We start from the raw sequence: 22,348 nt of genomic DNA, 5'->3' as shown, positions 1-22,348 counted from the left end.
AAAGTCGCTGGGTTTCCGATAAAAGCACTTGTGGGGTCAGGTCTTGTGTTTTGCTTTTTTGTTTACACTTATGGGGTCAGGTCTTGTGTTTTGCTTTTTTGTTTATAAAAGCCTAATGAGGCCTACATGGTCGTCCTCGCGCATGCGGGGACCTAACGACTTTTTTGATTTCTGGGGGTATTTACTTATAAAAGTCGCTGGGTTTCTGATAAAAGCATTCGGAAACGACAGGGGGGTAGCATTCGGAAACGACAGGGGTGTAGCACTCGGGAACAAAGATGTGTGGTATTCGGGAACGATGTGGTGTGGTATTCGAAACGGACGTTAGTGGGTTATAGGCAAAACAGATTGTTGCTTGTGACTATATTTATCATCATCCTTTTCACCTCGTCTTGCTTTAGATCTAATTCCTTGAGTGCGGCGTCAAAGTAAGCCGTTGTTGTGTTACAAAATGGGGGGGCAGAAAAGTAGTACTCTTGGGCAAGGATTAAACTGAGTCCTATCAGATTGCAAAACTGGCGAGTTGATTTTTTTTCAAGTTGTTTTGGAACGATTTGATCGTATTGTTGCAATACCTCAATTACGAGTGGACTCTGGAGCCAAGCCTTGGCTAGCAATACAGCGTCGCTTTTGAGGTTTTTGTTTTGTTGTGTTTTAACAATACCGGCGACATGGAATGCTGGCAATGTTGATGCTTCCCAATGACTTAACATGCGTATGCTAGGTAAAGTAAAAAGCCTTGATACCACAAAGTAGGCGGTTGTGCTGGCTAATTCTGGGCTGACCTCTTTGGTTTTAGAGGCTAGTTCACTCACTATCAAAGTAAAAAACTGACTAAATTGTAAGAGCTTATGTTGCAGCGGAAAATAGCTTTGATTTAGTTGTGACAACAACGAATATTGCAATAGAAGACTATTGGTTCGCTCAAACCCAAGCATAGCTAACCCATGCTGAATGCTTTGTATGGGCTGCTTTTTTCTGTTCATTATTGTCGCTGACACTTGTAATTGCTGAGCATAGGCAGGCTCTTTTTCTATGGCTTTAACAATGACAGTAACTTCGGCAGCAGGTTGATTTAGTTGGTCTTGAATAACCAATAATGATGCAGGAGCAGATTGTATGGGTTTGATAGGTTCAAAAGCACTAATTTGTAACTGTTCAGAATGGTTAGTGAACCAATTTACCAAATTATTGGCCCACCATTGATTCAGTCGAGAAAAGCTATGTAATGGCTGGCCTGGATAACTCTTTTTTACTTGCTCAAATGCGGTAAATTGAATGTTTATACTCGTCGCCATCGACGTACCAGATTGTTTGTTTGGTAATAGGGTAGACACTAGTCCTGTCGAGCTTACTGATAGCACCATATGTACAGTGTCATCGCGTAATCGGATATAACTTCCGGGGGGAGATAAAGTTGGATATTTTAGCAGCGGGGTAAGTAAGTAGTACCACTTAGCACTGCATTGTAAGCTTAGATATTTTATCGCCTGTGCAAAGCTCATCGTTGGCTGACGTTTGTTTGTAATGGTTAACAATGCTAATTTGTTTGCCACATAAGACAATGCAGTAACTGGGGACGTTAAACGAGATGGTGCGTATTGCGCTATATGTAACTGAGGGCAAAGTCGATAATTGGCTAGCCAAATGGTTTGTTGAGCGGACCTTAGTAATTGCTTGAATTTAGCATTGCTTTGCCCAACCATCGCAGATGTTAATTCACCATCCTTGGCTGTGGTTTGATAGTACTTTTCTAGAGTTTCTTGCTCTAATGCGTAGATACTTAAAGAGCCACACATTAATTGAAGGGTTACCGCGGGATCAAACTTGTTTCTAACTGCTAATGAACAGGTGAACACAGTTGCATTGAATGCCAGGTTAGTAGCCCAAGACAACTGCGGTTTGTGTAACTGCGGTTGAGCAAAAATTAAGTCGGGGTGGGTTTTCGCTGCTTGGTATAAGCTTTTGCAAAAGTTATGGGTGAGCCTTAATAGGCTTTTATCTATAGGCCTAATGCGATAAGTTTTGAGTAACTTTGCCAGAGCAAGATAGTGTTGCTTAACTATTTCGTCAGACATAAAGCCCTTGTTTATTTAAGTTGGTTTGACTTAGTTACTTAACCATCAATAAATGATTGATAGGCTGTATCCCCCCAAGCAATGAGCTCGTTATTTTTAAAAAGTAACGCTGTACATTCATCTTCTGTAGTGATGCCATCGGCTTGTTTGTGTTGGGTGCGATAAAACATCACTTGTAATTCAATATCATTGTTGCGCTTAGCTTCAGAAATATCAGGGCTACCCAATAATTCTAAAATTTGCTTTTTATGTAGACCCAACTCCAGCGTAGATATTTTCACTTTGTTATAGGCTTCTCGGTCTTCCCAGCCCATATCTTGAGCTGAGTCTGGATAAAACATAATAACTGCAGCAACAAAAACAGCGTATAAAGCTGCACCTATTCCAATTCTTTTAACTACTTGTTTATTCATGTGTCTCTTTCTAGTGTTTATCCAGTTAAATCATATAAAAAATGATGAACTATTGGCATCATTTTGAACGCAAATTTTCGGTGTTCGAACTTATCACTTTAATCTTGAGTTATCCGATAACATGGAACGTACCTGCTACCGGGTAGTTTCATTCTTTGTTGTTCAACAAAAGACTCCAGTAACGCGTCCATCATTTTCATTAACTTGGGCTCTCCTTTCAATTGGAAAGGTCCTTGCTCTTTAATTAAAGCAACTCCCTCCGACTTTACATTTCCCGCTACTATCCCCGAGAATGCTTGTCTTAATGCAGCGGCAAGTTCAGTTTTGGGTTGCTCAAGATGCAGTTTAAGTGCTGCCATGTTTTGGTGGTTTGGGATAAAGGTTCTTTGAAATTCTGGTGCAATTTTTAATGACCAATTAAAGTCAAAAGCATCGCCAGTTTGTTTACGATACTCTCTTACAACGCTTTGCTTTTGCTTAATTATTTTTGCAACTTTTGCCGCATCACCTACGACTATTTCGTATAACGACTGGGCTTCAGAGCCTAAGGTTTCACCAATAAATTGGTCGATTGACTCAAAATAAGCTTTACTGTGCTCAGGTCCGGTAAGCACTATTGGCAATACTTGTTCTTTGTTTTGTTCATCTAACATAATGCCAATTAAGTACAGCAGTTCTTCTGCGGTCCCTGCGCCACCTGGGAAGATAACTATAGCGTGAGACAAGCGAATGAAAGCTTCTAAGCGTTTTTCAATGTCGGGCATTATCACCAATTCATTCACTATGGCATTGGGTGGTTCGGCGGCAATGATCCCAGGTTCGGTTAAACCTAAATAGCGACCATTGTTGTATCGCTGTTTGGCATGACCAATAGTGGCACCCTTCATTGGGCCTTTCATCGCGCCAGGGCCACATCCTGTGCATATATTGAGTTCTCGTAGGCCTAACTGATAACCCACTTCTTTAGTATATTGATATTCTATTTCCCCGATTGAATGTCCACCCCAACACACCACCATATTGAGTTCAGCGGTATTTTTGAAGGTTTGGGCATGCCGCAACATATCAAATACGCTATGGGTAATGTAATCAGCATCGGGCGCAACGCGCAGTGACTGAGCCGAATACTTAGCGCCCATATGCAATAAGTCACGAAGTACTGCAAAAATGTGTTCATGCACACCTTTTATAAGCTGTCCGTCAACAAAAGCATGTGCAGGAGGGTTCACCAACTCAACTTTTACACCTCTTTCTCGGCCTATCAAATTGATAGCAAAATCATGGTGCGGGGCAAATATGTTTTCACTGTCGTCAATTTCAGCACCACTGTATAAAACGGCTAAACAGCAGTTTCTGAATAATTGATATAAATCACTGTCGGTAGACTCACTTAGCAAATTAACTTCTAGTTGCGATAGCTGGCTCATGGCGCCAACAGGATTAAGTTGAATTTTGTGCATACTCACCTGGAATTATTGATTGGGGTTAAATTATTGCCTAGCCAGTCTACTCTCTGGATATATTTTTTCAAAGTTACTTCTAAAAGGGTTGATGTCAAGGCCACCGCGCCTAGTGTATCGAGCATAAACACTTAACTTATTTGGATGGCAGTTAGCCATGATGTCACAAAATATGCGTTCAACACATTGTTCATGAAACTCATTGTGTTGCCTAAAAGAGACTAAATAACGTAGCAAGCCCTCGTGGTCTATCTGTTGGCCTTGATAACGAATAATCACACTGCCCCAGTCGGGTTGATTGGTAATTAAGCAGTTTGATTTTAGTAAGTTACTGCTAAGGGTTTCTGTAACTTGGTTGCCCTTAGTAGTGAGGTAGCTGCTATCTAATTGATAATTACTCACTTCAATATCTAAATCGTCGATAGACATGCCCTCTAAGCTAGATATCTGCATCCTAGAAAATTCGCTGGGACTGAATAGCCTAACGTCGACTTGTGCGCCCGCGCATCGAGATAAATCTTTGGTTAAGGCGTCAGAGATTGCGGCTTGAGAATCAAAATGACTTTGGTTAAAGCTGTTTAAATACAACTTAAAAGATTTTGATTCTACTAGATTGGGTGAAGATGCCGGCACTTCACAGCGCATCATGGCTACTTGCGGTTTACCTTTAGGCGTTAACCAAGATAACTCGTAGCCATTCCATCGGTCTATACCTGTAAAAGGTAACTCGGTGGTTAAATTCAGTTCTACTCTATTCATGCTTCTAGGCACTGCTTGTAGCAAGTTTGGCGAGTATGTTTCTAGGTACTGAGTTGTTTTGCCTAAACTCAGTTTGGCAAGGGTTGCTTGTTTATCAATTTTTTGGTTCACACTGACTCTTTATTGAATTGATGTGTTTATGCAAAGTATTCTACGCTATGACTTCATTAGTCAAAACCTTGGGATATCATTTTTTCACAATGATGTTAGATTAGCCGGCAAACCCCTTGGTTAAAAGAATATTATAATGAGTGAAGCAGTAACTTTGGCATTAAAAGAATTTGTACATAAGTATGTAACTACCGCACAGCAGCATCCTGCGATGTTAACCCTTGAGTATGACGACGAATGGCCCTCAGATTGTTATACAAGCACAGGGAAACTAGGAGATAAGGTTAGCTGGCAGCCAGTTAAGCGTCATCAGACTGCTAACTTCAATGATCTAGAAAATGCCCTTGAGATGACTATTCATAAGGATGTTGTCAGTTATTTTTCAAGCTATTGGAGTGATAATTTAAACGCTGAAACAAGTAATGGTAATTTACAATTGTTGCAGCCTTGGAATCAACAGGATTTTGAACGACTGCAACAAAATTTGGTTGGACACATCTTGATGAAAAGAAGGTTAAAACAACCTGACACGCTATTTTTCGCATTAACAGATGAAGATGACTTTATTTTAACGGTAGATAATATCAGTGGCGAAGTGATGCTTGAGCAAGTAGGCCTTGTGCCCAAAGAAGTAGTGGCACCGAATTTGGCTGTTTTTATTCAGTCATTACAACCTTCAACAGTACAGTTTTAACTGCTTTTTTTATCTGTTCGCTGTGCCAACTGTTGCATGATGGTGGCGACTTGGTTCTCCAATTGAACCACCCGTTGCTGTAAGGAAACGTCTGACTCTATCTCAAACCTCTGTTGCTCATTTTGAATTTTTGGGCGGCTTGAGGGGTTGGACTTCCAATGTTGCAAACCTTTAATGACATCAGGGATGGTTAAGGGTTGTTGAGCGATATTTCTGATTAATGCAACGGTAGGGGTTTTACCTTGCTCTGAAATATCAAAGCATAAATTGATCACGTAGTCGATATTACTCATTAGCTTGGTCAAAAATCCTAAATAGTTATCTGAATCACAACCTTCATTTTATCTCCTAATGCTCGAAATCACCATATATTTATATAAAACAAAAGGTTAGCGTTTTGGCCTTAATATTGAATGTCGAGTGCCAAACTGATTGTTTTTAGTCTTTGAAAGCTAATGCCAATCAGTATCTGTAAATGAACAAAAATTATAATAATTTAGGAGCGTTATATGAAAAAGGTAATGGTGGCGGCAGTTTGTGGGTTATCACTTGGGTTAAGTGGCTGTGTTGTTTCTGTTGGAGGTTCTGATGAATATGGTACTCAGTCTGACTGGCAAGACAGAGAACAAAAAAACCGTAGACATATTTCGCGGTTACAGCAAAACAATACCCATGATGAAACATTAAGGCGTATGGGTGTTGCTGACTTTAATGAACTTTATGTAAAAGGAGAGGATACCTTTCAGGTTTTATATTACCGAACCCAACGTATTGAAGGAGATGGTGTGACATCAAAAGACGAATGCACCCCCTTAGTGTTTAAAAATAGTCTACTAGTAGGTTGGGGGGAAAGTGCCTATAAACTTATCGGCCAATAAGGAGCGCATCACGCTTCAGTTTTTCTAACAATATCCTTTCTTTGCTGCAACAAAGTGTTAACAAGGGGCCGTCCTTAGGGTAAAGTGTTTGAAAAATACCAGACGATTAGGACAATGCAATTGCAACAACAAATGGCAGACACAGATAATATAAAGGCGGTTTATTTAGCTGCAGATGATCTTAAAATAGCTGCATCTATTTTGTACCTTGCTTATCATGATGACCCTTTGTTTGTTGATATTTTTCAATACGATAAAGAGGGGTACGAATCTCGGTTGCGCTCGGCAATTAGAGAAGAACTCAATGCATTTTGGACTGCTAGGCAACCAATGATTGGTTTGTTCGATGATGAACGATTGGTTGCTGTAGCTTGTTTAATGAGCCCCGACCCAGAATTAGGGCCGAGTCGGTTTTGGCATTGGCGCTTAAAAATGCTGCTTACCGCGGGATATTTCGGTACTAAACAAATGGTTGAGAAAGAAACCATTGTTCGTGAGCGTGTGCCTGCCGAGCATTTTCATATGCTATCGTTAATAGGTGTTCACCCCGATTTGCAACATCACGGCTTAGGCCATGTTTTGATGAGTGCGATCGAGGGAATTATGCTCGAAGATCCTATTAGTCAAGGTGTTGGCATGTATGTCACTTTACCCAAATGTTTGTCTTTTTTTGAAGATGGGCGCTATAACCTAGTGGAAGAGTTAGAGGTTGGAAACATTAAAGGACATCTAATGTTTAGACCTCGTGAAACCTGATAAATTGAGACGTAATCTTTTCGCTATATCCGTGTAAGAAATTTCGTACAAAGGTGTAAGTGAAGTCGTCAATTTTCAGTGCTTTTTTCCCTTCGATATTTCAACCCTCTGTTTTATAAGACATAAATATTTACACCCCATTATTATTAAAAAATAATGGGGTGTTTTGCTATTTTTTATGCTCGCAATCTTTTTTAGATCCCCTATCTTTATACCCGTCACAAGGAAACACGACGAGTCAGGATGACCTCACGGATGAACTTGGACAGCTTCTGGATTGAAGTTAATGCAACAGGGCTGCTGCAGCAAATGGATTGGAACCTAGGATGGGTGCTTTACATGGATGGTAAAGCCAATGGATTAGGAACACCAGAGACGGTGACTCGTATAGGATACGAGAAAAGGACAGGAACTTAGGAAGAGTGGTTAAATAGGATGTTAACTCAAGGATTAGGAACACACTGGTACGGTGCCCCATTTGAACAAATGGGATGAGTGGCTCATCGGGATAAATGAGAACAGAGGGAAAGGGCTAATACGGATGTTGCTGAATACATGTTGCAACGGATAGCAGAGAGGGACCCTCAAAATTCTTTAAGGGCGTGGCTTGAAAATTTTCAAGTCACGCCTTTTTCATATTTGCTTGTTGGCATTATACCATAATTGGTATTACTCAACGCGATACGCAGGTGTGTCGATACTGTGAACTTTTAGGCCAATCATCTTCACTTGACCCTGGCTACTATCTTCTCCGTTGCCAGAAAACTCAAAAACAAAGTCACTATGAAAGTCAAGTTTACCTCGATAACTGGCAATACGTGTTTTCACCCGTGCCACACTAATAAACTGTAACTGTTGTTTTTCACAATAGCTATCTAGTTGAGTTCTGACCGACTCAGAAATCGCTCGAAACCGCCAAAACATCGCTGCCAGTAGAAATATACTGAGCAGTAGTATCAAATCGTAAATATTCATTTTGCATTTTGTCCGAATAATTGACCTATCGCTTGTGTGAGTTTTGGGCTTTTTTCAGGCCAACGTAAAACCTTTAACATATCTTCTCTTAATGCAGGTATCTGTACTAAATCGGGGTATAAACCGCTAAATAAATCATGGTCACTGTTGGCTAGTAACTCCATATAAAGTGATAGGATGGAGGGGTGTTGTAAATGTTGCCAATGCCTTGCAGCAATAAGCATTAATGTTGCACTTGAGTTGCCATGAGCGTGATTAAGTACTGATGAAACCAGGTGTTCGACAGCCCCTTGTATTTGGCTTTGAGTTAAGCCCCTAAGCACACTGTGTAGTCTTTTTTCATCTTGTGGATCTTGTTGATACCAATCTATGAGTAACTGACTGACCTGTTCATCTATTTGGTGGTTCTCAAACGACGTGCACAATGCATATTGCATGTCAGGTGCCAAAGTTGAAAATTGCTTCAAAAAAAGTTGTTTTAACCTGTTTTGATCTAGTGACGCGGTAAAGTCAGCAATACCTTGCAAAGGTATAGTGCGCCAATCATGTTGCTCTGGTTTAGTTATGTATTGTACCGTAGTCGCTAAGTGCTCAGATAAGGGGATAGCTAATTTAACTCTACCGATACTATTAAAATCAGCTAATTGTTGTTGATTTGGCACAAAAGTGAAGGGATTCTCGGGTAATTGATTGTTTGGGTTATTGTCTTTCTCTAAAGATTGGCCTAGTGCTTCAATCACTATCTGTAAAAATTGTTGTCTGGCTGCACCAATGACTAAACCTTGCTCATCCAATGGTAATTTCACAAACCAAATATAGTGTTCTTGACTCAGTTGTTTATTAAAAAATAAAATGCCAAACCAAGCATGTTGCTGCCTAGGGTAGGGGGCTGGCTTAATGGCGCTTTCAATGTCTAGAAAAAATTGTGATTCAATTGGCCTAATGCCGCGAGCCATGTCAAAAATGCGATAGTCAGTGCCAGCCTGTAATAAAAATTCGCTGATAGTATTGATTGTACTCATGTTATTCTGGACACTTCTGTAATGTTAGTCGGTAAGAAAATAAATCTGATTGTTATTTTCAAAGGTTGTTGCTGTAGATCATGCCATGTAGTCATAAAGAAGTCGAAATTCTGCTAAAAAAACTGCAACAAAGTTTACAAGAAGCCAAGTTGTGGTCGAATGTTGTTCCACCTTCAAAGGCGCTGCAAAGTTTGTTACCTTTTGCGGTTGACACTCTTTCATTTGAACAATGGCTACAGTTTATTTTTATTCCTAAGATGCGTGAGCTTATTAATACTGAACCCCATTTGCCTAAAAATCTTAAGCTGCTTCCTATGGCTGAGCAAAGCTTTCAATCCAAAGAGGAACAGCTTGGCGTTATGGAAGTGATCAGGCAAATTGATTTAGCTTTTGCTGTTTTATAACATGCTGCTTTCTATTATTTATCAAGATGAATACCTTGTGGCCATTAATAAGCCGTCTGGGTTATTAGTGCATCGTAGCTTGTTAGATAAACATGAGACCCAGTTCGCCTTACAGCTACTGCGAGACCAAATAGGCCAACATGTATTTCCTGTGCATAGATTAGACAGACCAACGTCGGGAGTGTTGGTGTTTGCTTTATCAGCTGATATTGCCAAAAGATTAGGAGAGCAGTTTGCCCTGCAGACTATTGAGAAAACCTATCTAGCTGTGGTGCGAGGACACATAAAAGAGGTAGGGGAAATAGACTACGCCCTCAAGGAAAAACTCGACAAAATTGCCGACAAAATGGCGAAGCAAGATAAACCCGCACAACCCGCGCTTACTCATTTTCAAAGGCTCGAAAAATTTGAACTGCCCTTTGCTGTGAGTCGCTATCCTTCGGCGCGTTATTCTCTGGTGCAATTATCACCTAAAACGGGGCGAAAACATCAACTCAGACGTCACTTAGCCCACATTAATCACCCTATTGTCGGTGATACCACACACGGCGATGGCAAGCATAATACCTTTATACGTCAACAGTTTAGCTTCAGTCAATTGGCATTGACCTGTAAGTCCATGGTGCTAAGCCACCCAGTGTCAGGGGCCTCGTTAACTTTGCGTTCTGATTTGGATAAAAATATGACTGAGTTACTAGAAAAATGGCAAGTCAGTCACCATCAATATAACAAATTAAATGAATTGTAGTTGTGTAGGGTACGCCCGCACCAAATTGGGATAGTAAATATGAGCAAAATCGGGATTTTTGTTGGGTCGGTATACGGTAACGCACAGCATGTAGCAGAGGAAGTAGGCGCTATGCTAAGTGAGCACGGTCGAGAATCTGAGGTGTTCACTGATCCTACTTTGAATGATGTTAGTCAAGTTTCTTCATTGCTATTTATTAGCTCGACAACTGGGCAGGGTGATATTCCACCTAATTTAGAGTTTTTTATCGATGACTTAAAGGATGAGTCACCCAATATGGGGCAGCGACCTTTTGCGGTAGTCGGTTTAGGGGATAGCAGTTATGGTGAAACATATTGTGGTGCAGGGCGGCAAATCTTTGAGCTATTGACACAATTGCAAGGTAAGCCAATTACTACACTTTTGCAAATAGATGCTTGTGAGACCCTTGAGCCAGAAGACGAAGTGGTAAAATGGGCTGAAAAACTACTTCCTGACTTGCAATAGGCTATTTCAGGTATAAAAAAAGCGCCATCGGCGCTTTTTTAAAATATTTACAAATCTAGCCTAAGGCTTTGATTTGTGCAGCAAGGCGGCTCTTATGACGAGCAGCTTTGTTTTTATGGATCAAACCTTTAGTTGCCATACGGTCAAGTAAAGGTGTTGCTGCAGTGTATGCAGCTTGAGCAGCTTCTTTATCACCAGAGGCGATAGCAGAAAGTACTTTTTTCAAAGATGTACGTGTCATAGAGCGACGGCTAGCGTTATGTTGACGACGCTTCTCCGCTTGTATAGCACGTTTCTTAGCAGACTTGATGTTAGCCAAGTTGGAACTCCCAAAAAATTCTAGTCAAAATTCAAGGGTGCGGATTATGCGGATCAAGTAGGATTATGTCAATCAGTTTTGTGGATTTTATAGGCAAATAATGGATTCTTTTTGCATTAATGGATCAAAGCGGTTGTGTAGCCCAAAATAACTCCCCTAAACCCTATTGGTTCTCTATAGACTCACCCTCTGTTGTTCGCGCATAATAACGCTTTTGCTGCTTAGGAAGAAGTGGGTGTCAGCTAAGTTATTTAAATCAGGCTTGATTGTCAGTGCCATGACATTTATATCCCGTATTCTAGGTTTAGCCAGAGATGCAGTTATTGCAAACTTAATGGGAGCGGGCGCGAATGCGGATGTATTTTTATTTGCTAACAAAATTCCTAACTTTTTAAGACGTCTTTTCGCAGAAGGAGCCTTTGCACAAGCATTTATTCCTGTGTTAGCAGATGTTCAGCACGAAACTGATGAGCAACACCTGAAACAATTTGTCGCTAAAATCAGTGGTACATTGGGGGTGATAGTGACATTAGTGACTATTGTGGGTGTTATTGCTTCGCCAATCCTTGCGGCTCTTTTTGGTATGGGCTGGTTTATTGAGTATGTGAACGATACCCCTGAGGGAGCAAAATTTGAGCTTGCATCTTTAATGTTAAAAATAACCTTTCCCTATTTACTCTTTGTGTCTTTAGCTGGTTTAGCCGGTGCCATTCTTAATACTCTGAATAAATTTGCTGTGGCCGCCTTTACGCCAGTATTACTTAATGTGGCAATTATCAGCTGCGCACTATTTTTAGCACCTCAATTTGATGAGCCTGCTTTTGCTTTGGCTTGGGGAGTATTTATAGGTGGGCTATTGCAGTTACTTTTTTTATTACCTTTTATATTCAAAGCGGGATTGTTAGTTAAACCTAAATGGGGGTGGTCTGATCCTGATATTGTTAAAGTGCGTACTTTGATTATTCCTGCTCTTTTTGGTGTCTCTGTAGGGCAACTAAACTTACTGTTAGATACGGTTATTGCGAGCTTTTTAGAAACAGGCTCTATTTCTTGGTTATATTATTCCGATCGATTATTGGAATTTCCATTAGGATTATTTGGGATCGCCATAGCAACCGTTATCTTACCCACTTTGTCCCGTAACCATGTGACTAAAGACGACAAAGCTTTTAGCGCAAATATTGATTGGGCCATAAAAATGGTTTGTGTGCTGGGTATTCCCGCTGCAACGGGTTTATTTATGCTGGCAGAGCCCATGTTACTGACTATTTTTCAACGTGGTGAATTTAGTCCTCTAGATGCGACTTACGCCTCCCATAGTTTGATGGCCTATGCCTTTGGTTTGCTAAGTTTTATGTTGGTCAAAGTGTTAGCCCCAGGTTTTTATTCAAAGCAAGATACCAAAACGCCAGTGAAGTTTGGAATTTGGTGTATGGCAGCCAACATGTTATTTAATCTCGTTTTAGTTTGGCCTTTTGCCTATGTTGGTTTGGCAATGGCAACCTCCCTATCTGCATTGATGAATGCCTTGTTACTTTATACAGAGCTACACAAACGAGGAGTCTATACAGTGTCATCCCAAACCTTACTGTTGCTTCTTAAAATAACCATCGCCTGTAGTTTAATGGGGCTTAGTATTTTTGTGGTTAATCCTATGGTGTCTGTGTGGGTTGAATTAACCTTATTAAACAAAGTCATAGAGTTAGCCAAGTTAGTCATCCTTGGGGCTGTGGTATTTACCGCAAGCTTGTTGGTTTTGGGGGTGAGGAAAAGCACATTTTCTCCTGCTAACACATAAACTAAGTCGTTCATTATCAAGTAATTGCGGTTAGGGGCTGTGTAAAAAATCACTTTCCTTGAGGTTACTGCTTTCAATCAAGCTGTAGTCGGTTATAATCCGCGCCTTTGATTGATTTTTAGCTGGTCTTTTTAGACTGTTAATGCAAACCTTTGAGTGTATAAAGAGAGTGCAGTGGAACTGATTCGTGGCCTACATAATATTCGTGAACAACATCGCGGTTGTGTATTAACAATAGGCAAGTTTGACGGGGTGCATTTAGGCCATCAAGCAGTGCTCAGCCAAGTGGTTGAAAAAGCTAAAAAAATGGGTCTGCCTTCAACGGTCATGGTATTCGAACCACAACCAGAAGAATTGTTTACGCCAGAACAAGCGCCTGCCCGATTGAGTTTACTTCGTGATAAATATACCCAATTAAAAGCTTTAGGAATTGATCGTTTATTGTGCGTGAAATTTGACCAGCATTTTGCCGCTTTTAGTGCCACCGATTTTGTCGAAAATTTATTAGTTGCCCAGTTAGGCATTCAATATTTAGTTGTAGGGGATGATTTCCGCTTTGGGAAAGGCCGAGTAGGTGATTTTGCCATGCTAGAGGCAGAAGGCAAGAAGTGTCAATTTGATGTGGTCAGCACTCAAAGCTTTCGACTCGAAAATTGTCGAATTAGCTCAACCGCAGTGCGAGATGCATTGCACCAAGACGACTTTAATCTGGCCCAACAGATGTTAGGAAGACCTTTTACTATTGCTGGCAAAGTGTTACACGGTGATAAAAGAGGGCGAACTATAGGTTTTCCTACGGCAAACCTGTTACTGAAACGCTGTAAAGCGCCGGTAAATGGTGTGTTCGCAGTGATGATAACTGTGAAAGATAAACAATGTTCTGGCGTGGCAAACATAGGTCATCGCCCAACGGTGAACGGTCAGCGTTCCCAATTAGAAGTGCATATTTTTGATTTTAGTGGCGATTTATATGGGCAATTTATTTCGGTTGCCCTCGTTAGCAAGATCAGACAAGAAATGAAGTTCGACTCGTTTGAATTACTTCATCAACAAATACAAAAAGATGCGTTAGCGGCAAAAGCTTTGCTAGCGAATTGTTAATTTTTTTACTGTAACCATTGACCAATTTGGATAAAACCTGCAATGAGTGATTATAAACACACCCTGAATCTGCCGGAAACTGAGTTTCCTATGCGTGGCAATCTTGCGCAGCGCGAGCCAAAAATGCTTGCAAAGTGGACCGAGGAAAAACTCTATCAGCAAATACGTGAAGCTAAAAAAGGCAAAGCCCCCTTTATCTTGCATGATGGTCCTCCCTATGCAAATGGCGATATTCATATTGGTCATGCGGTTAATAAAATTCTAAAAGACATTATTGTTAAGTCAAAAACCTTATCAGATTTTGATGCGCCTTACGTGCCTGGTTGGGATTGCCACGGATTGCCCATTGAACTGATGGTTGAGAAAAAAGTCGGTAAACCCGGTAAAAAAGTCTCAGTGGCAGAATTTAGACAAAAATGTCGCGACTACGCCGAGAAACAAATTAATGGTCAGAAGACCGATTTTATTCGCTTGGGTATTTTAGGTGAGTGGGACAACCCCTACAAAACTATGGACTTCAAGTCAGAAGCTAATATTATCCGCGAATTTGGATTAGTGGTGCGTTCTGGTCATCTTGAAAAAGGCTTTAAACCAGTGCATTGGTGTACAGATTGTGGCTCGGCATTGGCCGAAGCTGAGGTGGAATATCAAGATAAAAACTCACCGTCAATCGATGTACGTTTTAAAGTTGCTGATGCAGACAAACTAGCAGCTTGTTTTTCTGCCAAAGCAGATGGTGATATTTCAGTTGCTATCTGGACGACTACCCCTTGGACCTTACCCGCAAACCGAGCGGTGAGTATTCACCCAACCCTTGAATACAGCTTGGTTCAGATTAAAGGCGAACAAGGGACTGAATGTTTAGTCATTGCCTCTGATTTAGTAGCGGATTGTATGCAACGTTTTGGTTTTGAGGATTTTCAGACTCTAGGTGTTTGTAAGGGGCAGGACCTCGAAAATCACGCCCTGCATCATGCGTTTTATGACTACCAAGTACCGCTGATTTTAGGTGACCATGTGACCACCGAATCAGGCACAGGATGTGTACATACGGCACCTGGCCACGGTGTAGACGATTTTAATGTAGGTAAAAATTACGGCTTAGAAGTTGCCAACCCGGTTGGTGCTAATGGTGTGTACTTAGAAGGTACTGAATTGTTTGCCGGTGAACATGTTTTTAAGGCTAATGACCATGTGATTGAAGTATTAAAAGAGCATGGGGCATTGTTGCACTATCATGTGTACAACCATAGTTATCCCCATTGCTGGCGCCATAAAACGCCGATTATTTTCCGAGCCACGCCCCAGTGGTTTATCAGCATGGACAAAAATGGTTTACGGCAAGAGTCCATTAAAGAAATTCATAAAACGCAATGGATCCCAGAGTGGGGCGAAAGTCGCATTGAAACTATGGTATCTGGTAGACCTGATTGGTGTATTTCAAGGCAGCGCACTTGGGGTGTACCAATAGCCTTATTTGTACATAAAGACACCGGCGAATTGCATCCCCGCACTGATGAGTTGTTAGAACAAGTGGCTGTGCTGGTGGAGCAAAAGGGCATTCAAGCCTGGTGGGATGTTGAGCCTGAAGCATTGTTAGGCGCAGACGCTGAAACCTTCGTCAAAGTACCAGATACCTTAGATGTGTGGTTTGACTCGGGGGTGACGCACTATTTTGTCGTGGATCAACGGGATGATATTCCAGCATCGGCAGACTTGTATTTAGAAGGCTCTGACCAACATCGTGGTTGGTTTATGTCTTCGCTTATGACATCGGTTGCGACTAAAGGCCATGCGCCTTATAAACAAGTGTTAACTCATGGTTTTACTGTGGATGGTGATGGCAAGAAAATGTCAAAGTCCATTGGTAATACCATAGCGCCGCAGCAAGTAACAGGTAAATTAGGTGCCGATATTTTGCGTCTTTGGGTGGCTTCTACCGATTATCGTAGCGAAATTGCAGTATCAGATGAAATTCTAAATCGTTCAGCCGATGCTTATCGCCGAATTCGTAACACTGCGCGCTTTTTGTTAGCCAATCTAAACGGTTTTGATCCAAGTAAAGACTTGGTTGCCATCGAAGATATGGTGGAATTAGATAAATGGGTGATGGGCCGTGCTTTTACTATGCAGCAGGACATTATCGAAGCATACGAAAAATACGACTTGCTGGTGGTCACTCAAAAGTTAATGCAGTTCTGCTCTATCGAGCTGGGCAGTTTTTACTTGGATATTATTAAAGACCGACAATACACAGCTAAAGGCGACAGCCATGCGCGTCGCTCGTGCCAAAGTGCCTTGTATCATATCATCGAAGCATTAGTGCGCTGGATGGCACCAATCACCAGTTTTACCGCCCAAGAATTATGGCAATCAATGCCTTGGCAACAAGACAAATTTGTTTTTACCGGTCAATGGTACGCAGGGTTAACTGAAGTGAGCTTAACTAGCGACTTTAGTAATGATTTTTGGCAGCAAGTTTTAGCGGTTAAAAATGAAGTGAACCGCTGTATTGAAATGACCCGTAAAGATGGAAGAATTAAAGGCTCGCTGCAGGCCGAAGTGACACTGTATGTAAACAGTGATTTGGCAGCAGTACTTAAAAAGCTTGAAGATGAGTTGCGCTTTGTGTTGATAACGTCTGCCGCGACTGTAGTTGAAACCGGCGATATTCCCGCGGGTGCGGTAGCAACCGAAGTGACAGGTTTGGCAGTTGCCGTTTCTGTATCATCTTCTGAAAAATGCAGCCGTTGTTGGCATCATCGTGAAGATGTGGGTAGTCATGCCGCTCACCCTGAGCTTTGTAATCGTTGCGTTGACAACGTAGATGGTGAGGGTGAAAAACGCGCTTATGCTTAAACTTTTCACCCAAACGGGATGGCGCTTTTTGTGGTTAACTTTATTGGTGTTTATTGCTGATCAATATACCAAAACCTTAGTGCTTGAAAATATTGAGCACTATCAAGCTATTCAGATATTGCCCTTTTTCAATTTGACCCATGTCTATAATTATGGCGCGGCTTTTAGTTTTTTGAGCGATGCGGGCGGGTGGCAAAGATGGTTTTTTACTATCATCGCTTTTGGTGTCAGTGCCATGGTGTTGTGGTGGTTAAAACAAACTAGTAAAGAACAAATTCTTATGCCAATGGCCTTTAGTTTGATTATAGGCGGAGCTATAGGTAATGCCGTTGATAGATTAATTCATGGTTACGTGATTGATTTTTTAGTGCTGTATTATCAAGATTGGTATTGGCCTGCGTTTAATGTGGCCGACAGCGCGATTTGTATTGGAGCAGCACTGTTGATAATTGATATGATCAAGAATAAAGAGGAAAACCATGACTGAGTCGGCCGAAAGTATAATTAAGCAAGGGAGTGAAGTGGTGTTGCACTTCGACCTGAAATTGGCCGATGGCTCAGCAGCCGATAGTACCCGTGTTAATAACAAACCTGCTAAGTTAGTTATAGGTGATGGCAGTCTAACTCTTAATTTTGAAGATTGTTTGTTGGGTCTTCAAGTGGGCGATAAAAAATCATTCACTTTGGAAGCAGATGATGCCTTTGGTATGCCGAACCCAGATAATTTACATCACCTCGAACGGAGTAAGTTTGGGGCAGATACACCAGCTGAAGAGGGCATGATCATTGCCTTTACACAGCCAGATGGAACCGAGCTTCCGGGTATAGTGCGTGAAGTGACAGGGGACTCAGTAACCGTTGACTTTAATCACCCTTTGGCTGGGCAAGTCATCACGTTTGACGTTGAAATACTGTCAGTAAACTAATTAGGTTGTAAGGAAAAACTATGCAGATCCATCTTGCTAATCCACGAGGTTTTTGTGCTGGTGTTGACCGTGCTATCACTATTGTTGAACGTGCTTTAGAAATGTTTCCGGCCCCCATATTTGTGCGCCATGAAGTAGTACACAATAAATTCGTGGTAGATGGCCTTAAAGATCGTGGCGCTGTGTTTGTGGATGAGTTATCTGAAGTACCCGATGACAGTATTGTTATTTTCTCTGCTCATGGCGTGTCTCAAGCTGTACGTACTGAGGCGGATAGTCGAGGCTTAAAAGTTTTTGATGCCACATGCCCGTTAGTGACGAAAGTGCATATGGAAGTGATGCGCGCCAGCAAAAAAGGCATAGAATGCATTTTAATTGGCCACCACGGACACCCAGAAGTAGAAGGCACTATGGGTCAATACGATAACCCTAATGGCGGGATTTATTTAGTGGAGTCAGCTGAAGATGTCGCAAGTTTAACGGTTAACGACCCTTCACAGCTTTACTATTGCAGTCAAACCACTTTATCTGTGGATGATACAGCCGATGTAATCGACGCCTTAAGGTTACAGTTTCCTGCCATCGAAGGACCCCGAAAAGACGATATTTGTTATGCTACCCAGAATCGTCAAGATTCAGTAAGAGAGTTATCTGCTGACTGTGAATTATTGCTAGTTGTGGGTGCACAAAACAGCTCCAATTCAAATCGCCTCAGGGAGTTAGCCGAGAAAATTGGTGCGAAAGCCTATTTAGTTGCAGACGCTGAAAGTATTCAAAAGCAATGGCTAGAAAACGTAGCTCATATTGGAGTAACTGCTGGGGCTTCAGCTCCTGAGGTGTTAGTGCAAGGTGTTGTTGAACGCTTGAAGCAGTGGGGTGCAACCAAGGCCATCGAAAGAAAAGGCCGTGAAGAGAATATTGAGTTTGCAGTACCTAAAGAATTGCGAATTAAAAATATTTCTTAATTTCTCGTTACCTAGAAAAGAAATTGTGGGTCAAAAGGTTCTTTAACTATCCAAGGTTCAGGTTAACAAGCGTGAACTTTAGACTATAAAAAACACGTGCTTGGCGTTTTATTCAAAGATTGATCAATCTGCAGATGTACACAACCTATATCTGATGTTTGACTAGCTATCGCCTGGGCGTGGATGGTGTAGGTGGTAGCAGAAACATTCGAAACACTAAAGGTATAATATTCGCTAGTCGGTAGGCCTAATTGTGCTGTTGTCGCGAAACTATCATTCTCTAATCTAAAAGCTTCTTGCTGTATCTTTAGCCGCAGTAGTTGCGTGATCCCGTCCCCTCGTCTTGATGCCAAGATTTGTTGCTTAAAAGTAGGGAAAATAACACTCGCGAGCACACCAATTATTATTACAACTACCATCAGCTCTATTAGTGTCACGCCGTCTTCAGTGCCAATGGTTGAACACCTTTGAGGGTTGCGATCCTTGAAGTGTATTGGCATAGCGATTCCTTTTGTATGCGTTTTTGAATAAATTGAACTACATTCTAGTTAAGGGATTTAATTATAGGCTAATTCTACATTGGCGCTAAGTAAGGATACCAATATGCATCATATTTCTGGGTTAACACTTCTTGAATTACTCATTACTATCTCAATTATGGTACTTGTTGTTTCTCTTGGCTCACCTGCAATTAATGGGATACAAAAAAACTTACAGTTGCGCGGCGCGGCCGAGTCTAGCTATTTTGCGTTTCAACAAGCTCGGGTGGCAGCAATCACTAAAAGTGCTGATATAACCATAGCATTAAAACCTGGTGAAAATTGGTGCGCTGCATTGAGTGACACGGGCCTGTGTGATTGTGCCATAGCCAATGCATGCACATTAGATGGCGTAGAGCAAAAAGTTACTTATGCAGATTATAACTTTGTCAGTATCGACACAGTTACATTTGGGCCTAACAATGTGGCCGTTTTTGATGGAAATCGAGGGTTGGCGATTGGTCATGCGGGGTCTGTTGTTTTTGGTGACGGAGAAAAGCAACTCAAGTTGATTCTGAGTAACATGGGGCGAGTTAGAGTGTGTGCAGTGGATACTTATATTGGGGGATATGAGCCATGTTAACTCTATCTATTCAGCAGCGAGGAAATAGTTTAGTTGAATTGATGATTGCTATGACTCTGGGGCTAGCATCAATAACAGCTATGGCCTCGCTAGTTGGCCATGGTATCGCGTTGAACGCCAATTTACTGGCAGCCTCTAGGTTGGAAGAGGAACTAAATGCAGTTATTGCCGTTATAAGCCATGATTTAAAACGAGCTGGGTATTACGCCCATACGAAAGAAATCGTGATAAGTCCAATTGGACACTTTAACCCTTTTGACGGTAGCGTAATCATTGCAGCATATGGTGCAGAGCAAGCTAATAGTTGTATTAATTTTGCCTATGATCGTAATAAAAATGGCGTGTTAGATAGCGCCCCTAATAATGAAAATTATGGTTTTCGTTTAAAAGACCGTGCCATTGAAATCCGTTTAGATGGTAGTGCATGCGATTTATCAGGATGGCATGATTTAACGGATCCTAAAGTTGTTCAAGTAACGGACTTTAGTTTTAGTCTTGAACAAATAACCCAACAGCAAATGACTCAAGCTCGGGTCAAAATTGATTTACAGGCGCGCCTGAAAAAACACCCTAATATATCAAGGCGGATTAGCACCAGTGTGCTGATAGAAAACTATGAATAAACAAGGGTATAAAAATAACATTAGCGTTAAAAATCAGAAAGGCGCGGCGATATTGTTAACAGTAGTGTTGTTATTGGTTATGGTGACTCTTGTTACCCTATATACGGGAAAAATACAGTCATTTGAACATCAAATCCTGTTAAATACTCAAAATCAGAAATGGGCACAAGCATCAGCCAATGCAGGACTCAACCAAGGATTGGCGGTGCTCAATAGCCATAAGTTATGGCCTGATAGTGAGATTACGGGCAGCTTAGGTGATAACAGTACTTTTGTTATTACTGGAGTCAGTGAAGATTTACTGGATAAGCGTCAGTTGGTGACTATACAAGCAATAGGCACATCAGCGGATGGCTTAGCCAAGGCCACAGTCGCTCAACAATATTTGGTGTACCCAATACTCTTTAACCTGCCTAGCGCTCCTTTGATAGTCAAGCAGGGGTTTAGCACTGATGGTCAATTTGAAATAGCAGCCAATCCTGATGGTTTAGGTGCTGCTGCACCCTTGTCATTGTGGACAGATGAAATGATTACTTTAACCGGTACCCTTCATCATAGTTGTGCTGTCAATGCGTTTAATGCCGGAAATTGCAGCTCAAACACTTATTCAGATCATAATCTAAAGCATACCGATATAAGTGATGGGTCAATGACATTTCCTATAGATCTGTTTAGTTATCTGTTTAATGTGCCAGCTGGTGAATGGAAGCAGCTACAAGAACAAGCCGATTTTGTTTTCACAGATTGCGATAGTTTAGATGTCGGCAGTTGGGGCCTGATATGGATAAATGGAGATTGCGAGGTAGCAGCCAGTACCTTTGTCGCCCATGAAACTGCGCCAGTTATATTGATAGTGTTCGATGGAAATGTTGAGTTTCAAAGCGATGTTGTATTTTACGGCCTTTTGTTTGCATTTAAACCACATAACTCGATTAAGGTGTTAGATATAAATATGCATACCGATAGTGCTGTGTTGGGGGCTGTGGTCAGTAATTATCAATTGGGAACTAAAAACGGGCTAACGCGCGTTGTGTTTGACGAAGATGTGATGGCTAATTTACAAAGCCATAAGAGTCTAAAAAGAATCGCTTCTGTACCAGGTAGTTGGCATGATTTTTAAGAGGAGGGGAATCTAATGGAAAACCAAAAGGGCTTCTCTCTGGTTGAAGTATCTATAGCGTCGTTAATTATTATGTTAGGTGTTACTGGTTATGTCACTCTTCAAAGTGAGTACGTTATCGCAGACGCAAAAATAAATCTAAGGGGACTAGCGTTGCAGTTAGCTCAAAATAAACTAGCAGATCTATCTTATTTTCAGCAACTTAGTCATGTTGAAGGGGGTAAATCCTACCAGAGCATCGAGACTAATTTAGGGGGCAGTACGCCAGCCGGAGAACAACAAGTGATTCTGTCGTCTGCTACCAATATGCAAACATATGATACTCAATGGCAAGTTGAAAATTTGTATTTTGTCGATACCAATTTTGATGATGTTGCGGATACTTGGGTAAAGTTTGGTGCCCCGTTTTTTCCAACTAAAAAGGGCCGATTCGCCGATTTAAAAAGTGTGAAGGTTATGGTTACTTGGATGGATACCAGTGGCGATAGTAAGCAATTGGATATGTTTGGGTATATCGCCCCTGTTGCACAAGCATCAAGCTTTCATGCTAAGTATCGATTGCCAAGTACACTCGCCATACCTTAAGGCTAAAAATAATTCATTCAGTTAAGAGCAGCAACCTGAAAATCCACTATGCTTTATGTCAAGTAACTAGGTGATAATCTATTGTTTTAAAAGTGTTTATTGTGATATTTCATACTTAACCATTCAAAATATATACCTTTATTCCC

At 41.3% G+C, this 22,348-nt stretch carries 25 protein-coding genes; 16 read left to right on the top strand and 9 right to left on the bottom strand.

Going from position 1 to position 22,348, the window contains the following annotated elements; genetic code table 11:
- Nucleotides 1–332: 332 nt before the first annotated feature.
- The 4 genes from Q0688_RS06105 to queF form a co-directional block, all read right to left on the bottom strand.
- Nucleotides 333–2,078 (bottom strand): HDOD domain-containing protein, encoded by a 1,746-nt coding sequence (locus tag Q0688_RS06105; protein WP_299074167.1) that lies wholly within the window; start codon nt 2,076–2,078, stop codon nt 333–335.
- A 38-nt stretch (nt 2,079–2,116) separates the two neighbouring features.
- The gene (locus tag Q0688_RS06100; protein WP_299074165.1) at nt 2,117–2,491 is read right to left on the bottom strand and encodes a DUF3192 domain-containing protein; all 375 of its coding nucleotides are present in this window, start codon (nt 2,489–2,491) and stop codon (nt 2,117–2,119) included.
- 98 nt (nt 2,492–2,589) lie between these two features.
- Nucleotides 2,590–3,951 (bottom strand): nucleotide 5'-monophosphate nucleosidase PpnN, encoded by a 1,362-nt coding sequence (gene ppnN, locus Q0688_RS06095; RefSeq protein ID WP_299074164.1) that lies wholly within the window; start codon nt 3,949–3,951, stop codon nt 2,590–2,592.
- Between the two features lie 30 nt (nt 3,952–3,981).
- The gene (queF, locus tag Q0688_RS06090) at nt 3,982–4,821 is read right to left on the bottom strand and encodes an NADPH-dependent 7-cyano-7-deazaguanine reductase QueF (protein WP_299074161.1); all 840 of its coding nucleotides are present in this window, start codon (nt 4,819–4,821) and stop codon (nt 3,982–3,984) included.
- Between the two features lie 136 nt (nt 4,822–4,957).
- On the opposite strand from queF, the gene syd reads away from it, so the two are divergent.
- Nucleotides 4,958–5,515, top strand: a complete 558-nt coding sequence (gene syd, locus Q0688_RS06085) for a SecY-interacting protein (protein WP_299074159.1) — start codon at nt 4,958–4,960, stop codon at nt 5,513–5,515.
- On the opposite strand, the gene Q0688_RS06080 is transcribed toward syd, so the two are convergent.
- A complete protein-coding gene (locus Q0688_RS06080) occupies nt 5,512–5,808 on the bottom strand; it encodes a hypothetical protein (protein ID WP_299074157.1) in 297 nt (98 codons plus the stop codon). The two genes, syd and Q0688_RS06080, sit on opposite strands and share 4 nt — an antisense overlap.
- 216 nt (nt 5,809–6,024) lie before the next feature.
- Between Q0688_RS06080 and Q0688_RS06075 the strand changes: the two genes are divergently transcribed.
- Both Q0688_RS06075 and Q0688_RS06070 read left to right on the top strand, forming a co-directional pair.
- Entirely contained in the window at nt 6,025–6,393 is a 369-nt protein-coding gene (locus Q0688_RS06075) for a DUF3192 domain-containing protein (RefSeq protein WP_299074155.1), read from the top strand.
- Nucleotides 6,394–6,507: 114 nt separating this feature from the next.
- On the top strand, nt 6,508–7,149 hold the full coding sequence (locus Q0688_RS06070; RefSeq protein WP_299074153.1) for a GNAT family N-acetyltransferase: 642 nt from the start codon (nt 6,508–6,510) through the stop codon (nt 7,147–7,149).
- 669 nt (nt 7,150–7,818) lie between these two features.
- On the opposite strand, the gene Q0688_RS06065 is transcribed toward Q0688_RS06070, so the two are convergent.
- A complete protein-coding gene (locus tag Q0688_RS06065; protein WP_299074151.1) occupies nt 7,819–8,124 on the bottom strand; it encodes a DUF3301 domain-containing protein in 306 nt (101 codons plus the stop codon).
- Entirely contained in the window at nt 8,121–9,146 is a 1,026-nt protein-coding gene (locus Q0688_RS06060) for a DUF3549 family protein (protein ID WP_299074149.1), read from the bottom strand. Before Q0688_RS06060 ends, Q0688_RS06065 begins: the two co-directional genes overlap by 4 nt.
- 80 nt (nt 9,147–9,226) lie before the next feature.
- Here Q0688_RS06060 and Q0688_RS06055 point away from each other — a divergent pair, with 80 nt between their 5' ends.
- From Q0688_RS06055 to Q0688_RS06045, 3 genes are read left to right on the top strand one after another with little or no spacing between them, the layout of a single operon-like run.
- Nucleotides 9,227–9,550 carry a YqcC family protein gene (locus Q0688_RS06055; RefSeq protein WP_299074147.1) on the top strand — a complete coding sequence of 108 codons (324 nt, stop codon included), beginning with the start codon at nt 9,227–9,229 and terminating at the stop codon, nt 9,548–9,550.
- A 1-nt stretch (nt 9,551) separates the two neighbouring features.
- A complete protein-coding gene (truC, locus tag Q0688_RS06050) occupies nt 9,552–10,298 on the top strand; it encodes a tRNA pseudouridine(65) synthase TruC (protein ID WP_299074145.1) in 747 nt (248 codons plus the stop codon).
- 39 nt (nt 10,299–10,337) lie between these two features.
- Entirely contained in the window at nt 10,338–10,784 is a 447-nt protein-coding gene (locus Q0688_RS06045; protein WP_299074142.1) for a flavodoxin domain-containing protein, read from the top strand.
- A gap of 55 nt (nt 10,785–10,839) precedes the next feature.
- Here the strand turns inward: Q0688_RS06045 and rpsT are convergent, their stop codons facing one another.
- Nucleotides 10,840–11,103, bottom strand: coding sequence for a 30S ribosomal protein S20 (rpsT, locus tag Q0688_RS06040; protein WP_299074140.1), 264 nt, complete (start codon nt 11,101–11,103; stop codon nt 10,840–10,842).
- A gap of 235 nt (nt 11,104–11,338) precedes the next feature.
- Here rpsT and murJ point away from each other — a divergent pair, with 235 nt between their 5' ends.
- The 6 genes from murJ to ispH all read left to right on the top strand — a co-directional run bounded on the left by murJ (nt 11,339) and on the right by ispH (nt 18,752).
- On the top strand, nt 11,339–12,901 hold the full coding sequence (gene murJ / locus Q0688_RS06035) for a murein biosynthesis integral membrane protein MurJ (RefSeq protein WP_299074138.1): 1,563 nt from the start codon (nt 11,339–11,341) through the stop codon (nt 12,899–12,901).
- 174 nt (nt 12,902–13,075) lie between these two features.
- Nucleotides 13,076–14,002, top strand: a complete 927-nt coding sequence (gene ribF / locus Q0688_RS06030; protein ID WP_299074136.1) for a bifunctional riboflavin kinase/FAD synthetase — start codon at nt 13,076–13,078, stop codon at nt 14,000–14,002.
- A gap of 42 nt (nt 14,003–14,044) precedes the next feature.
- Complete coding sequence (gene ileS, locus Q0688_RS06025; RefSeq protein ID WP_299074133.1) at nt 14,045–16,861, top strand: isoleucine--tRNA ligase; 2,817 nt, start codon at nt 14,045–14,047, stop codon at nt 16,859–16,861.
- Nucleotides 16,854–17,348 (top strand): signal peptidase II, encoded by a 495-nt coding sequence (gene lspA, locus Q0688_RS06020; RefSeq protein ID WP_299074131.1) that lies wholly within the window; start codon nt 16,854–16,856, stop codon nt 17,346–17,348. The genes ileS and lspA overlap by 8 nt, the downstream gene beginning before the upstream one ends.
- Nucleotides 17,341–17,787, top strand: a complete 447-nt coding sequence (gene fkpB, locus Q0688_RS06015) for an FKBP-type peptidyl-prolyl cis-trans isomerase (RefSeq protein WP_299074129.1) — start codon at nt 17,341–17,343, stop codon at nt 17,785–17,787. The genes lspA and fkpB overlap by 8 nt, the downstream gene beginning before the upstream one ends.
- Nucleotides 17,788–17,807: 20 nt before the next feature.
- Entirely contained in the window at nt 17,808–18,752 is a 945-nt protein-coding gene (ispH, locus tag Q0688_RS06010) for a 4-hydroxy-3-methylbut-2-enyl diphosphate reductase (protein WP_299074127.1), read from the top strand.
- Between the two features lie 83 nt (nt 18,753–18,835).
- Here the strand turns inward: ispH and Q0688_RS06005 are convergent, their stop codons facing one another.
- Complete coding sequence (locus Q0688_RS06005; RefSeq protein WP_299074125.1) at nt 18,836–19,252, bottom strand: type IV pilin protein; 417 nt, start codon at nt 19,250–19,252, stop codon at nt 18,836–18,838.
- A 103-nt stretch (nt 19,253–19,355) separates the two neighbouring features.
- Between Q0688_RS06005 and Q0688_RS06000 the strand changes: the two genes are divergently transcribed.
- Genes Q0688_RS06000 through Q0688_RS05985 form a run of 4 tightly spaced genes read left to right on the top strand, consistent with a single transcriptional unit; the run spans nt 19,356 to nt 22,202 of the window.
- Nucleotides 19,356–19,874 (top strand): Tfp pilus assembly protein FimT/FimU, encoded by a 519-nt coding sequence (locus tag Q0688_RS06000; RefSeq protein WP_299074123.1) that lies wholly within the window; start codon nt 19,356–19,358, stop codon nt 19,872–19,874.
- A complete protein-coding gene (locus tag Q0688_RS05995) occupies nt 19,868–20,497 on the top strand; it encodes a prepilin peptidase dependent protein B (RefSeq protein ID WP_299074121.1) in 630 nt (209 codons plus the stop codon). Before Q0688_RS06000 ends, Q0688_RS05995 begins: the two co-directional genes overlap by 7 nt.
- The gene (locus Q0688_RS05990) at nt 20,490–21,617 is read left to right on the top strand and encodes a hypothetical protein (RefSeq protein WP_299074119.1); all 1,128 of its coding nucleotides are present in this window, start codon (nt 20,490–20,492) and stop codon (nt 21,615–21,617) included. Before Q0688_RS05995 ends, Q0688_RS05990 begins: the two co-directional genes overlap by 8 nt.
- A 15-nt stretch (nt 21,618–21,632) precedes the next feature.
- Nucleotides 21,633–22,202, top strand: coding sequence for a prepilin-type N-terminal cleavage/methylation domain-containing protein (locus tag Q0688_RS05985; protein ID WP_299074117.1), 570 nt, complete (start codon nt 21,633–21,635; stop codon nt 22,200–22,202).
- Nucleotides 22,203–22,348: the final 146 nt, after the last annotated feature.

The sequence above is a fragment of the uncultured Paraglaciecola sp. genome (assembly GCF_937123705.1).
In the GTDB taxonomy this organism is placed as follows: domain Bacteria; phylum Pseudomonadota; class Gammaproteobacteria; order Enterobacterales; family Alteromonadaceae; genus Paraglaciecola.
This window is presented reverse-complemented; position numbering and strand designations above follow the sequence as displayed.

Coding starts and splice junctions, on each gene's coding strand:
- Q0688_RS06105 (WP_299074167.1), bottom strand. CDS start 2,078: ATGTCTGACGAAATAGTTAAGCAACACTATCTTGCTCTGGCAAAGTTA.
- Q0688_RS06100 (WP_299074165.1), bottom strand. CDS start 2,491: ATGAATAAACAAGTAGTTAAAAGAATTGGAATAGGTGCAGCTTTATAC.
- ppnN (WP_299074164.1), bottom strand. CDS start 3,951: ATGCACAAAATTCAACTTAATCCTGTTGGCGCCATGAGCCAGCTATCG.
- syd (WP_299074159.1), top strand. CDS start 4,958: ATGAGTGAAGCAGTAACTTTGGCATTAAAAGAATTTGTACATAAGTAT.
- Q0688_RS06080 (WP_299074157.1), bottom strand. CDS start 5,808: ATGAGTAATATCGACTACGTGATCAATTTATGCTTTGATATTTCAGAG.
- Q0688_RS06075 (WP_299074155.1), top strand. CDS start 6,025: ATGAAAAAGGTAATGGTGGCGGCAGTTTGTGGGTTATCACTTGGGTTA.
- Q0688_RS06070 (WP_299074153.1), top strand. CDS start 6,508: ATGCAATTGCAACAACAAATGGCAGACACAGATAATATAAAGGCGGTT.
- Q0688_RS06065 (WP_299074151.1), bottom strand. CDS start 8,124: ATGAATATTTACGATTTGATACTACTGCTCAGTATATTTCTACTGGCA.
- Q0688_RS06060 (WP_299074149.1), bottom strand. CDS start 9,146: ATGAGTACAATCAATACTATCAGCGAATTTTTATTACAGGCTGGCACT.
- Q0688_RS06055 (WP_299074147.1), top strand. CDS start 9,227: ATGCCATGTAGTCATAAAGAAGTCGAAATTCTGCTAAAAAAACTGCAA.
- truC (WP_299074145.1), top strand. CDS start 9,552: ATGCTGCTTTCTATTATTTATCAAGATGAATACCTTGTGGCCATTAAT.
- Q0688_RS06045 (WP_299074142.1), top strand. CDS start 10,338: ATGAGCAAAATCGGGATTTTTGTTGGGTCGGTATACGGTAACGCACAG.
- ileS (WP_299074133.1), top strand. CDS start 14,045: ATGAGTGATTATAAACACACCCTGAATCTGCCGGAAACTGAGTTTCCT.
- lspA (WP_299074131.1), top strand. CDS start 16,854: ATGCTTAAACTTTTCACCCAAACGGGATGGCGCTTTTTGTGGTTAACT.
- fkpB (WP_299074129.1), top strand. CDS start 17,341: ATGACTGAGTCGGCCGAAAGTATAATTAAGCAAGGGAGTGAAGTGGTG.
- ispH (WP_299074127.1), top strand. CDS start 17,808: ATGCAGATCCATCTTGCTAATCCACGAGGTTTTTGTGCTGGTGTTGAC.
- Q0688_RS06005 (WP_299074125.1), bottom strand. CDS start 19,252: ATGCCAATACACTTCAAGGATCGCAACCCTCAAAGGTGTTCAACCATT.
- Q0688_RS06000 (WP_299074123.1), top strand. CDS start 19,356: ATGCATCATATTTCTGGGTTAACACTTCTTGAATTACTCATTACTATC.
- Q0688_RS05995 (WP_299074121.1), top strand. CDS start 19,868: ATGTTAACTCTATCTATTCAGCAGCGAGGAAATAGTTTAGTTGAATTG.
- Q0688_RS05990 (WP_299074119.1), top strand. CDS start 20,490: ATGAATAAACAAGGGTATAAAAATAACATTAGCGTTAAAAATCAGAAA.
- Q0688_RS05985 (WP_299074117.1), top strand. CDS start 21,633: ATGGAAAACCAAAAGGGCTTCTCTCTGGTTGAAGTATCTATAGCGTCG.